Source organism: Streptomyces sp. NPDC005070, assembly GCF_053600395.1.
Map to the genome: position 1 here is coordinate 1 of NZ_JBSFZS010000178.1, position 11,300 is coordinate 11,300.

Annotated in this window: 12 protein-coding genes; 8 read left to right on the forward strand and 4 right to left on the reverse strand. The window is 71.8% G+C overall.

Annotated features, from left to right (window positions below; all coding sequences use genetic code 11):
* Positions 1-716: 716 nt before the first annotated feature.
* Positions 717-1,184 carry an RDD family protein gene (locus ACWEBX_RS34300; protein ID WP_451888666.1) on the reverse strand — a complete coding sequence of 156 codons (468 nt, stop codon included), beginning with the start codon at positions 1,182-1,184 and terminating at the stop codon, positions 717-719.
* A 199-nt stretch (positions 1,185-1,383) separates the two neighbouring features.
* Between ACWEBX_RS34300 and glnA the strand changes: the two genes are divergently transcribed.
* The 5 genes from glnA (at position 1,384) to ACWEBX_RS34325 (ending at position 6,104) form a co-directional block, all read left to right on the forward strand.
* The gene (gene glnA, locus ACWEBX_RS34305; RefSeq protein WP_451888667.1) at positions 1,384-2,793 is read left to right on the forward strand and encodes a type I glutamate--ammonia ligase; all 1,410 of its coding nucleotides are present in this window, start codon (positions 1,384-1,386) and stop codon (positions 2,791-2,793) included.
* 210 nt (positions 2,794-3,003) lie between these two features.
* The gene (gene htpX, locus ACWEBX_RS34310; RefSeq protein ID WP_451888668.1) at positions 3,004-3,948 is read left to right on the forward strand and encodes a zinc metalloprotease HtpX; all 945 of its coding nucleotides are present in this window, start codon (positions 3,004-3,006) and stop codon (positions 3,946-3,948) included.
* Positions 3,949-3,952: 4 nt separating this feature from the next.
* Positions 3,953-4,537, forward strand: coding sequence for a PspA-associated protein PspAB (pspAB, locus tag ACWEBX_RS34315; protein ID WP_451888669.1), 585 nt, complete (start codon positions 3,953-3,955; stop codon positions 4,535-4,537).
* Positions 4,538-4,599: 62 nt separating this feature from the next.
* Positions 4,600-5,223, forward strand: coding sequence for a DUF1269 domain-containing protein (locus tag ACWEBX_RS34320; RefSeq protein ID WP_451888670.1), 624 nt, complete (start codon positions 4,600-4,602; stop codon positions 5,221-5,223).
* A 98-nt stretch (positions 5,224-5,321) separates the two neighbouring features.
* Positions 5,322-6,104, forward strand: coding sequence for an alpha/beta hydrolase (locus ACWEBX_RS34325; RefSeq protein ID WP_451888671.1), 783 nt, complete (start codon positions 5,322-5,324; stop codon positions 6,102-6,104).
* Positions 6,105-6,117: 13 nt separating this feature from the next.
* Here the strand turns inward: ACWEBX_RS34325 and ACWEBX_RS34330 are convergent, their stop codons facing one another.
* Complete coding sequence (locus tag ACWEBX_RS34330) at positions 6,118-7,476, reverse strand: DUF2252 domain-containing protein (protein ID WP_451888672.1); 1,359 nt, start codon at positions 7,474-7,476, stop codon at positions 6,118-6,120.
* A gap of 5 nt (positions 7,477-7,481) precedes the next feature.
* Positions 7,482-8,012: a hypothetical protein gene (locus ACWEBX_RS34335; RefSeq protein WP_451888673.1), complete on the reverse strand. Its 531-nt coding sequence runs from the start codon at positions 8,010-8,012 to the stop codon at positions 7,482-7,484.
* A 190-nt stretch (positions 8,013-8,202) separates the two neighbouring features.
* Between ACWEBX_RS34335 and ACWEBX_RS34340 the strand changes: the two genes are divergently transcribed.
* Positions 8,203-9,399, forward strand: a complete 1,197-nt coding sequence (locus ACWEBX_RS34340) for a winged helix DNA-binding domain-containing protein (RefSeq protein ID WP_451888674.1) — start codon at positions 8,203-8,205, stop codon at positions 9,397-9,399.
* Positions 9,400-9,543: 144 nt separating this feature from the next.
* Here the strand turns inward: ACWEBX_RS34340 and ACWEBX_RS34345 are convergent, their stop codons facing one another.
* A complete protein-coding gene (locus tag ACWEBX_RS34345; RefSeq protein WP_384793594.1) occupies positions 9,544-9,852 on the reverse strand; it encodes a hypothetical protein in 309 nt (102 codons plus the stop codon).
* 164 nt (positions 9,853-10,016) lie between these two features.
* Here ACWEBX_RS34345 and ACWEBX_RS34350 point away from each other — a divergent pair, with 164 nt between their 5' ends.
* Both ACWEBX_RS34350 and ACWEBX_RS34355 read left to right on the forward strand, forming a co-directional pair.
* A complete protein-coding gene (locus ACWEBX_RS34350; protein WP_451888675.1) occupies positions 10,017-10,376 on the forward strand; it encodes an arsenate reductase family protein in 360 nt (119 codons plus the stop codon).
* Positions 10,377-10,501: 125 nt separating this feature from the next.
* Positions 10,502-11,179, forward strand: coding sequence for a hypothetical protein (locus ACWEBX_RS34355; protein WP_451888676.1), 678 nt, complete (start codon positions 10,502-10,504; stop codon positions 11,177-11,179).
* Positions 11,180-11,300 lie beyond the last annotated feature (121 nt).

Here is an 11,300-nt window from a genome sequence, read left to right on the forward strand (position 1 = left end):
CGAGTCGTCGGTCACCTCGCAGCGCAGCACGTCGGTGCGCAGCAGCCGCAGCGAGAGGGGACGGGAGGCGAACCGCACGGCGTTCGTGCCCCACCGCCGTTTTACGTCGCCCCAGCCTGGAGGGCATCCCCACCGTGGGGGCCGTCCTCATGGTGGGGATGACCTGCCTCGCGGCGGGCCGCCTCGACGGGCGGGACCCCTCACCGGAGCGGCCCGGGCCGCGGGGCCCGATGCGATGCCGGCGCGCCTCACCGTCGGGCCTTCGCCGGAGCCAACGCCGGGCCGCGGCACACCGGGGCCCGGCGTTGGCCACTTCGCGTCGGCGGGGCGCTTCCAGCGCGGGCCCCACCGCATCATCGACGGTCGTTGTCGGGGCGCCCTCGACCATGGGGCCGCCTTCGCGGTACCGGGCTGCCTCCGCTGGACTCCCGCCGCAGGGCGGGGGTCAGTTCGCTGCGCCGGGTCGCACACACCAGAGGGCCTCGCCGCAGGGCCGATCGCCGCGCCGCGGCAACGTCGGCCGCGTGGGCCGCTTTCGCGGTGGCGCGTCGGGGGCCGCGTGGGCCGTCCTCCCCGGAGCGGTTCGCCGTCCCCGGAGGGGTTCGCTGCGTCCCCGGAGGGGCCGTCCTCCCCGCACGGGGTCGTCCTCCCCGCAGGGAGCCGCCCTCCGCATACGGGTTGGTTCCGTCCGCGGTGGAGGGTGCGGGTGGGTGGGGTCAGGCGCGGACCTCGATCGTGCGGGCGAGGCGGTCGTGGAGGCCTCGGCCGTCGCGGTCCCAGATCAGGGCCGGGACGGCCACGCACAGGAGCGCGGTGCGCAGCACTACACGCAGCGGGTTCAGCCGGCCGCCGCCCTCGGGCACGACGCGCAGACCCAGCAGCCGCTTGCCCGGAGTGAAGCCGACGGTACCGACCGTCAGGACCCCGAGAACGAAGAAGACGAGCAGGGCCCAGTTCCCCGTAGCCTGGCCATAGCCGTCGGTGAGCAGCCCGTATGCGATCAGGAGGCACAGGCCCCAGTCGACGGCGAGGGCGCCCAGACGGCGGCCCGGGCGGGCGATCGAGCCCGGTCCGTGCTCCGGCAGACCGAGCTGTTCGCCCCGGTATCCGAAGTCGACTCCGGCTTCCTCCGCCGCCGCGCGGGGGCCGGAGAGCCACGATCCGATTGCTTGCCTGTTGTCCACCCGTCCAAGGTACTGTGCCCGTTTTGCCATACGGACATGAGGGGCCCGCCGGGCCGAGGTCGGTTAACTTGGGCGAAACAAATGGGTCACGCTGGAGAAATCCCCCGTCCCTATGGTCGGCCCCAGCGTGTGCCACCGCACTGGCCGCACGAACGAACTACCACCCCGGTCCACTGTGGGCGGGAGTAGGAGGAGCTGGATGTTCCAGAACGCCGACGAGGCCAAGAAGTTCATCGCGGACGAGGACGTCAAGTTCGTCGATGTCCGCTTCTGCGACCTGCCGGGTGTGATGCAGCACTTCACGATCCCGGCCGAGGCCTTCGACCCGACCGAGGAGCTCGCCTTCGACGGCTCCTCCATCCGCGGCTTCCAGGCCATCCACGAGTCCGACATGGCGCTCCGCGCCGACCTGTCCACCGCGCGCGTCGACCCCTTCCGCCGCGACAAGACGGTCAACATCAACTTCTTCATCCACGACCCGATCACGGGCGAGCAGTACTCCCGTGACCCGCGCAACGTGGCCAAGAAGGCCGAGGCCTACCTCGCGTCGACCGGCATCGCCGACACCGCGTACTTCGGTCCCGAGGCCGAGTTCTACGTGTTCGACAGCGTGCGCTTCAAGACCGCCGAGAACGAGTCCTTCTACCACATCGACTCCGAGGCCGGCGCCTGGAACACCGGTGCCCTCGAGGACAACCGCGGCTACAAGGTCCGCTACAAGGGCGGCTACTTCCCGACCCCGCCGGTCGACCACTTCGCCGACCTGCGTGCCGAGATCTCCCTGGAGCTGGCCAACTCCGGCCTCCAGGTCGAGCGCCAGCACCACGAGGTGGGCACCGCCGGCCAGGCCGAGATCAACTACAAGTTCAACACGCTGCTCGCCGCGGCCGACGACCTCCAGCTCTTCAAGTACATCGTGAAGAACGTCGCCTGGCGCAACGGCAAGACCGCGACCTTCATGCCGAAGCCGATCTTCGGCGACAACGGCTCGGGCATGCACGTCCACCAGTCGCTGTGGAGCGGCGGCTCCCCGCTGTTCTACGACGAGGCTGGCTACGCCGGCCTGTCGGACATGGCCCGCTACTACATCGGCGGCATCCTCAAGCACGCCCCGTCGCTGCTGGCCTTCACCAACCCGACGGTGAACTCGTACCACCGCTTGGTCCCCGGCTTCGAGGCCCCGGTCAACCTGGTGTACTCGCAGCGCAACCGCTCCGCGGCCATGCGTATCCCGATCACGGGCTCGAACCCGAAGGCCAAGCGCGTCGAGTTCCGCGCGCCCGACTCCTCCGGCAACCCGTACCTGGCGTTCGCGGCCCTGCTGATGGCCGGTCTGGACGGCGTCAAGAACAAGATCGAGCCGGCCGAGCCGATCGACAAGGACCTCTACGAGCTGGCTCCCGAGGAGCACGCGGGCGTGGCCCAGGTCCCGACCTCGCTCCCGGCCGTCCTCGACTCGCTGGAGCGCGACCACGAGTTCCTGCTCGCGGGCGACGTCTTCACGTCCGACCTGATCGAGACGTGGATCGACTACAAGCGCACGAACGAGATCGCGCCGCTCCAGCTCCGTCCGCACCCGCACGAGTTCGAGCTGTACTTCGACGTGTAAGCCCGTCGGTCCAGCCGCACACGTCTCGGCCGCGTCCTTCCTCCGGGAGGGGCGCGGCCGACGCGTTTCTCCCCCTCGGGCGACGGGCGCGGGACCGCGCGCCACGGGGACGTTCTTTGCCCGCCGCGGGGCCTATCGGCACCAGTTCATGGGGAACCGCGGGCGCACAATGGAGAGCGGGACGAGTGCCCGACTGCGGGGTGGTGCGAGATGCGGAGCCGATTCCGGAACGACCGGGAGCTGACCGTGCGCATGACGGTCACGCTCTTCCTGCTCGGATTGCTGTACGTGGCCTTCGTCGCCGCGTTGATCGTGTTGCTGAAGTCGTGGGTGCTGGTCGTCGTGATCGCGGCCGGGCTCCTCATCGCGCAGTACTGGTTCTCGGACCGGATCGCGCTGTACGCCATGCACGGACGGATCGTGGAGCGGGAGGAGTATCCCCAGCTCCACGGCGTCGTCGACCGGCTGTGCGCCGTGGCCGACATGCCCAAGCCGCTCGTCGCCGTCTCGGACATCGACATGCCGAACGCGTTCGCCACGGGGCGCAACGCCGACCACGCCGTGCTGTGCGTGACCACCGGGCTGCTGCGCCGTCTGGAGCCCGACGAGCTGGAGGGCGTCCTCGCGCACGAGCTGTCGCACGTGGCGCACAAGGATGTCGCCGTGATCACCGTGGCGTCCTTCCTCGGAGTGCTCGCCGGGCTGATCGTGCGGTTCGCGTTCTACTCCCAGCTCTTCGGCGGGCGGGGCCGCAAGGACCAGAACACCGTCGCGATCTTCATGGCGGTGATGGCGGTGTCCGCGGCCGTGTACGCCATCAGTTTCATGCTGATCAGGGCGCTCTCCCGGTACCGCGAACTGGCCGCCGACCGTTCCGCGGCCCTGCTCACCGGCCGCCCCTCGGCGCTGGCGTCCGCGCTGACCAAGGTGACCGGTGACATCGGCCGGATCCCGACGAAGGACCTGCGGACCGCGCAGGCCTTCAACGCCTTCTACTTCACCCCCGCGCTCGGCGCCCAGCCGGGCATCGCCAACCTGTTCTCGACCCACCCGAGCCTGGAGCAGCGGCTCGGACAACTGGCCCGCATCTCCGCCGAGCTGGGCGAGCCCGCGGTGCCGGACGCGGGCGCCCCGACTCCCGGAGAGGCTCTGTGACCGCATGGGGTTCCTGGACATCCTGCTCGGCCGCAGCAAGCCCGCCGCACCCGACCTCGACCGGCTCTTCGGACTGCCGTCGGCGGCCGTGACCCTCCAGGCGGCGGCCGGGTTCACCCCGACCGGCACCGGGGCGGTGTGCTTCGCGTCCGTGGAGGGCGCGGCCTTCGCCGAGGCGCACCGGGAGGTGCGGGAGCTGCTGGACGCGGACACCGGGCGGACGGGCTCCCCGGTGGAAGTCGGCCGGGACGAGTACGGCTACTCGTGGCTGGTCTCCCGCCGCGCCCCCGACGACCTGCCGGCGCTGGTGAGCGATCTGCACGCGGTCAACAGCTCGCTGGAGGGCACCGGCTTCGGTCCTCAGCTCCTGTGTTCCGTGGTGGCCTTCGAGGACGCCGGGAAGCGGCGGCTCGGCCTGGTCTACCTCTACAAGCGCGGGACCTTCTATCCCTTCGCGCCGCTCGCCGGCGAGGGCGAGCGGCGCGACAACGCACTCGAACTCCAGGTCAAGGCGGCCCTGGCCGACGACCTGCGGGTCGAACAGGACCTCGCCCGCTGGTTCCCGGTCTGGGGCGCCCCCGGACTCTGACCGACTGCACCCCGCCCCATATCCCTATAAAGTCGTACGAAATCGACTCAAGGGGTGCCCTCATGAGCAATCTGTTCGTCGTCGCCTACAACGATGTCGCCACGGCGAGCCAGGTGCGCGACAAGCTGTTCGAGCTCTCGAAGCAGCATCTCGTCGAGCTGGAGGACGCGGTCGTCGTCGAGCGGAGCGAGGACGGCAGGATCAAGCTGCACCAGGCGGTCAGCCACACGGCCGTCGGAGCGGCCGGCGGCGCGCTGTGGGGCGGTGTCATCGGGCTGCTCTTCCTGGCGCCGCTGCTCGGCGCGGCGGTGGGGGCGGCGGCCGGTGCCGCCGGAGGCGCCGTCACGGACACCGGCATCAACGACAAGTTCATGAAGGATCTCAGCCAGAATCTGCGGCCGGGCGCGGGTGCGCTGTTCGTCCTCGTCAAGCAGGCGGCCGGGGACAAGGTGATCCCTCAGATCGCCCAGTTCGGCGGCCAGTTGGTGCAGACCTCGCTGAGCCAGGAGCAGGAGGACCACCTGCGTGAGGCGGTCGCGGCGGCCCAGGCGAAGTCGGCCGCCTCCGGCACGAGTACGGGCACGGCCCAGGCCCCGGCTTCCGGCGCCGGCTCCGAAGGCACACCCGCCTCGGCCGCGGCCGGCACCACCGGGCCGGACGCGAACGGCACTCCCGCCGCTTCCTGAGCGACCCGCCCTCTCCCGCCGACCGGTCGTGCCCGAAGGGAAGTTGTTCAGCCACTCCCGCCTCGGGGGCGGTGCGGCCGACGTGCGTGAATAGGCGGATGTTCTCCCCTTTCACGCACGACCACGACGGTGAACGACTGAGCTGCGTCGGCAGCCGCGGCGACGACGCCGGCGACGGCGCGGTGACCGCCGTCCTGCTGCACGGCGCGGGCAGCGGCAGCAAGGGGCGGCTGCTCCCGCTGCTCGGCGACTTCGCGGCCCGCGGCTGCGCGGGACTCGCGTTCGACTTCTCCGGACACGGTGAAAGCACCGGCACATTGGGCGAGTTGAGCCTCCGGCTGCGTTTCGAGCAGGCCGTGTCGGTGATCGACGCGACGGTCCCGGCGGACGCCCCGCTGATCCTGGTCGGGTTCAGCATGAGCGGCCAGACGGTCGCCGATCTCGCACGGCATTACGGGAAACGCGCGGTGGCGCTCGTCCTGTGCGCGCCCGCGGTGTACGCCGCCGAGGCCTGGCCGCTTCCGTTCGAGGACCCGGAGAGCGTCCCGCGGCAGGACGGCCCGGTGGCGCAGAGCCGCTTCAGCCGGATCATCCGCACCCCGGAGAGCTGGCGGCGGACGTCCGCGCTCGACGTGCTGCGGGCCTACGAGGGCCGGGCCGTGCTCGCCGTACCGGCCGCCGACGCGATCATCCCGCCCGCCGTGACAGAGGCCGTCACCGACGCGCTCTCCGCCCGCGCCGACCTCACGCGCCTCGAACTGCCCGACGCCGATCATTTCCTGGGTCTCTGGTTCCGCGACCACGCCGAGGACCGGCGCCGCCTCGTGGACCTCGCGCTCACCGGGCTCGGGTCCCCGGTCCGTCCGGCCGGCGGCGCCTGAGCGGCCGGCGGCCTCAGACCCCCGGGGCCGCCGGGACCACGCCCGCGATGACCGCCGCGCCCAGCGCCGCGTGGTCGGTGGCGTTGCGGTCCGTGTAGCGCAGCGCGAAGTCCGCCACGGCACGCTCGAAGGTGTCGGCGCCGCCGAGATAGGCGGCGATCGCGACACGGTCGCCGGAGCGGGCGTGCGCGCGGGCCAGCGCGGTGCCGCACAGCCGGGCGTAGGCGCGCAGTTCGCCCGGACTCATACCGGCGATCTCCGCGGACCCCTTCGTGTCGTGGAGCTGGCGCCAGTAGAACGCGCGTCCCTCGGGGCCGGTCGTCCAGCCGAGGAAGGCGTCACCGGCGGCCTGCATCAGCCGCTGGCCGGCGACGACCCGGCGCCCGGGATGAACGTACGGGCCGCTGGGCAGGTGCTCTTCGAGCACGGACCGTCCCGCCTGCTTGATCTGGAGGAACAATGGGTCGTCGGCGTCCCGCCCGGCGAGCAGCACGATGAAGCAGCGGGTGCCGACACTGCCCACGCCGACGGTCTTGCGGGCCGCGTCGACGAACCGGTAGCGGTCGAGGAGCAGCCGTCGTTCCTCGGGGAGCGTGGAGCGGTAGTCGCTGAAGATCTTGCGGAGCGAGGCCATGTCCATGGCTCCGGCCGGTTCCAGCAGGGGCGGATCGTGGACGATGCGGCGGCGTCCGCCGACGGTCTCGGTGAGTTTGCCGAGCGCCTGGAGGCTGGTGCGGCGGCGGACCCGGGTGAGGGTGGCCTCCGTGCGCCGGCGACGGCGTCCCGAGCGGACCAGCGGCAGCAGCAGATCTGCGTCGATGTGCTGGTACCAGACGGCCAGTTCGCCCTGCCGGGCCAGTCGCCGCACGGCCTCGCGGTACTGCCCGGCGGCGGCTCGTGCCGCGCCGAGGACGTGCTCCTCCTTGTGCCCGTTCTCCCGGCCCGCGACCGCGACGCTGGCCGCGAGCCGTTTGACGTCCCACTCGAAGGGCCCGGGGAAGGTCTCGTCGAAGTCGTTGAGGTCGAAGAGCAGGGGGCGTTCCGGGGCGGCGTACAGCCCGAAGTTCAGCAGGTGGGCGTCGCCGCAGAGCTGGACGGTGAGGCCGGTGTGGGGCTGGGCGGCCAGGTCGGCCGCCATGACGGCGGCGCCTCCGCGCAGGAACGCGAGCGGTGAGGCCGCCATCCGGGCGTAGCGGATCGGCAGCAGTTCCGGGAGCCGGTCCCTGCCCTGCGCCTGGAGGAGGCCTACGGGGTCGGGGCGGTCCGCGGCGGGGATCCAGGTGCCGTGCGCGGACCGGGGCACCCGTTTGCGGGCCGCCCGGCCCAGGGCGGCCCGGTCCGCGGTGGTGGCCGTGACACTGTTGCGGAGCACGGCCGTCAGTGCCTCGCGGCGCGGGCGACGTCGGTCTTGACGTCGCCGGTGAGGGAGCGGTTGCTGCGGGCGGTGCCGTCCTTGGAGGCGTTTCCCGCGACGTCGTTCACCGTCACGACGGTCGTGTCGAGGAGGTTGCCGCTCTGGTCGCGGAAGTCGACCTGGACGACGTACGACTTCGCCGCGGAGGTGGGATTGGTCGCCGTCACCTTGACCGTGGCGCGCCCGTCGGAGTCGGGGCTCGCGGTCCCGTCGATCTTCACCTCGTCCATGGCGTCCGCGCCGCCCTTGAACTCGTCGAACTTCCGGCCGGCCTCCGCGGTCGCGGAGGCGAGGGCGTCACCGGCCTCGGTGGCGGCGGACGCGGCCTCGGAGACGGCGGAAGCGGCCTTGGACGCGGCGGACGCGGCCTTGGACGCGGTACTGGAGGGGCTGCTGTCGTCGGAGCAGGCGGTCAGTTGCGCGGCCAGGGCCGCCACCACGGACACGGCCAGGATCAGCCGGACCGGTCCTCGTATGCCGTCCCTGCGCTGCATCGTCTCTCCCCACGTGGTCCTGGTGCGCCTCCGGATCCCGCTTCCTCGCGGTGGCCCCAGTCAAGGCCGCGGGCAGGTCCGCCGCATGCCCGGCTGCGTCCAACGGGTGAACCCCGCCCCGTGAGGGGCGAACGTTCGACAGGATGAGGAACGCGGAGTACGGAGCACGGAGCGACCGGACGGAGACGACGTGACGGGGAAGCCGCGGCACATCGGGGTGACGGAGCGGCGGGCACGGCTCGGGCTGCGGCAGCGGCTCGCGGGCGCCGCACGGGGCGCGACCCCCGAGGAGGTGGCGGACTCCCTGGTCGCACTGCACGGCACCGACCCGGCGACGGTGTACCTGGCGGTGGGCGCGCGTCTCGCGGACGCCCGGAAGACGGTGGCCCAGGTGGAGCGGGCGCTGTACGAGGACCGTTCACTCGTACGCATGCACGGCATGCGGCACACCGTGTTCGTGTTCCCCAGCGCTCTGGCGGCCGTCGTGCACGCCTCGACGGCGCTGGACATCGCCGCGAAGGCCCGTGCCGCGCTGGTCAAGGACATGGCCGCCGGAAGCGGCGGGCGGCTGACCGAGGAGTGGCTCGACGAGGTCGAGGCGTCCGCGCTGGCCGCGCTGGCCCGGCGGGGCGAGGCCACGGTGAACGAACTCGGCGGGGACGAGCCGCGGTTGAAGGAGCAGTTCGCCTACGCGGCCGGGAAGAGCTACGAGGGTGTGCACACCGTGTCGTCCCGCCTGATGCGGGTGCTGGGGGTCGAGGGACGGGTGGTGCGGGGACGTCCGCTCGGATCCTGGACGTCGACGCAGTTCCGCTGGGCGATCGCGCCGCCGCATGCCGAGCTCCCGCCCGCCGAGGCCCGCTCCGAGCTGCTGAACCGCTGGCTCATGGTGTGCGGGCCCGCCACCGAGGCCGACCTGAAGTGGTGGACGGGGTGGAAGGTCACCGACGTACGGCGGGCGCTGGCGGCGAGCGGGGCGGTCGCCGTCTCGCTCGACGACGGGCTCACGGGGTATGTGGCGGCGGGCGACGACGGCCCCGTCGACGAGCCGGGCGCGCCCTGGGCCGCCCTGCTGCCCGCCCTCGATCCGGCGCCCATGAGCCGGCCGGAGCGGGACTGGTTCCTCGAACCGTCCCTGCGGCCCGCCCTCTTCGACCGCAGCGGCAATGTCGGGCCGACGGTGTGGTGGGACGGACGGGTGGTCGGCGGGTGGGCGCAGCGGCCCGACGGCGAGATCGTCTGGCGGCTGCCGGCCGGTCAGGGCGTCGGCCGCGAAGCCCGGGAAGCGATCGCCGCGGAGGCCGAACGCCTTCGGGCGTGGGTGGGCGACACCCGGATCACACCCCGCTTCCGGACCCCCCTGGAGCGGGAGTTGTCGGCGGAGTAGGGCCCTGCGCCGGCACCTCGGTCGGCGCCGGTGCCGGACTCGGGATCGGTGCCGGACTCGGGATCGGTGCCGGACTCGGGATCGGTGCCGGGTGCTCCCGCGCGGGGCGGGGCACCCGGCACCCTCAGGGTCGCGCCCGGACTCTCAGCGCGCGTACCTCATCAGGGCACGCACCATGTGGCACGTGGTGTCCGACGGCGGGTGCACGCCGATGAGTCGCGCGGTGCTGCGGATCTTCTCGTCGCGGGCCTGGTTCGGCACGTAGACGCCGGAGTCGAGCAGGGCTATGGCGATGCGCATCGCCTTGAGCCGGCGGTTGTGCGTGACGTACCAGTCGCGGGGGCGCCCCGGCGGGAGCGGGCGCTTCTCCACGGGTTCGTACGGCAGATCCAGCGGGACCGCCGTCTTGGATGTGGACTGGGTGGGCAGCGGCTTCAGTGCGGCAGCGGGCACAGGCATCCTCCTGTCGCGGTCAGGGCGCCGTCCGGACCCCCCGGCGACACCCTCGAACACTGCTTCTATTCTACCGCCGCGCACTGACAATAGCCGCTGGCCACAGGGGCTTTGGGGGTGCCGTGACAGCAGTACCCGAGGGGGTCTGCCGTAACGTGTGCGGCATGGAGATCTGGATCAATCCGGCCTGTTCGAAGTGCCGCAGCGCGATCAGCCTGCTCGACGCCGAGGGCGCCGAGTACACCGTCCGCCGCTACCTGGAGGACGTGCCCTCCGAGGACGAGATCCGGGACGTCCTCGACCGTCTCGGCCTCGAACCGTGGGACATCACGCGGACCGGTGAGGCCGAGGCGAAGGAGCTCGGGCTCAAGGACTGGGCGCGGGACGCCGGTTCACGGGACCGGTGGATCAAGGCACTGTCCGGGCACCCGAAGCTCATCCAGCGGCCGATCATCACCGCGGAGGACGGAACGGCACTGGTGGGCCGCACGGAGGAGGCCGTACGGGAGGCCCTGTCCCGGTAGCCGGGCCGCTCTCCCCAACTTCCGTGTGATCCAGGTTACTTAAGTGAATGCCGTAACCGTTGAGTAACCGCGTTCGGGATCTCGTACATAGCGACGTAACGCTCCCCCACTCTCTGGAGGCGCGCATGTCGCGTAGGAGAACTCTCAGCACGAAGAAGAAGATCGCCCTGCTGGTCAGCGCGGCGACTGTGGCCGGCGGCGGGGCCTTCGCCCTGGCCGCCACCTCGAACGCGGCCTCCGTGCAGACCGCTCAGACCTCGGTGGCGTGCCAGGGTCTGGCCACCGCGCTCGGCAACAACCAGAAGTTCATCGCGGACCAGAAGGCCCACCCCGACTCCCAGTCGGCGGCCAGAATCGCGAACCGCGATGCGGTCATCGCGCAGATCAAGGTTCAGCAGCAGGCGTCGGGCTGCGCTGTCGGGGAATCGGCTCAGGACTCCCAGACCGGCCAGCAGAACGCCCAGCAGCCCGCGCAGTCCGCGCCGGCCCAGGCCGCCCCCGCGGCTCCGGCGCAGAGTGCCCCCGCGAACAACGCGGGCGGCGGTGCCGCGACCGGGCAGCAGGTCTGCAACGGATCGACCGTCACGCTCTCCGGCGAGGGCGGCGCACCGGCCGCGTCCAGCAACCAGTTCCCGGCCGGGACGAAGCTGAAGGTCACCAACCTGGACAACAACAAGTCCACGACCGTTCAGGTCACCTCGGTGTCCGGCAGTTGTGCCCTGCTGAACAACGCGGCCTTCGAACAGGTCCGGGAGCCGGGCAAGTTCCTGATCCGCCGGGCCCGCATCGAGAAGGTGGGATAGCGGCGGGCAGAACGCAGCGAAAGCCCTGCCGTCGCCGACCACGGGGCCGGGGGGGGCCGGACGTGCACTATGACCCAGCGCGGCCCCCCCACCTCGAACACCCAAATGAACAACACCCCTA

Excerpts from the sequence above, each read along its gene's own strand:
- glnA (WP_451888667.1), top strand. The coding sequence starts at position 1,384 with ATGTTCCAGAACGCCGACGAGGCCAAGAAGTTCATCGCGGACGAGGAC.
- htpX (WP_451888668.1), top strand. The coding sequence starts at position 3,004 with ATGCGGAGCCGATTCCGGAACGACCGGGAGCTGACCGTGCGCATGACG.
- pspAB (WP_451888669.1), top strand. The coding sequence starts at position 3,953 with ATGGGGTTCCTGGACATCCTGCTCGGCCGCAGCAAGCCCGCCGCACCC.
- ACWEBX_RS34320 (WP_451888670.1), top strand. The coding sequence starts at position 4,600 with ATGAGCAATCTGTTCGTCGTCGCCTACAACGATGTCGCCACGGCGAGC.
- ACWEBX_RS34325 (WP_451888671.1), top strand. The coding sequence starts at position 5,322 with ATGTTCTCCCCTTTCACGCACGACCACGACGGTGAACGACTGAGCTGC.
- ACWEBX_RS34335 (WP_451888673.1), bottom strand. The coding sequence starts at position 8,012 with ATGCAGCGCAGGGACGGCATACGAGGACCGGTCCGGCTGATCCTGGCC.
- ACWEBX_RS34350 (WP_451888675.1), top strand. The coding sequence starts at position 10,017 with ATGGAGATCTGGATCAATCCGGCCTGTTCGAAGTGCCGCAGCGCGATC.
- ACWEBX_RS34355 (WP_451888676.1), top strand. The coding sequence starts at position 10,502 with ATGTCGCGTAGGAGAACTCTCAGCACGAAGAAGAAGATCGCCCTGCTG.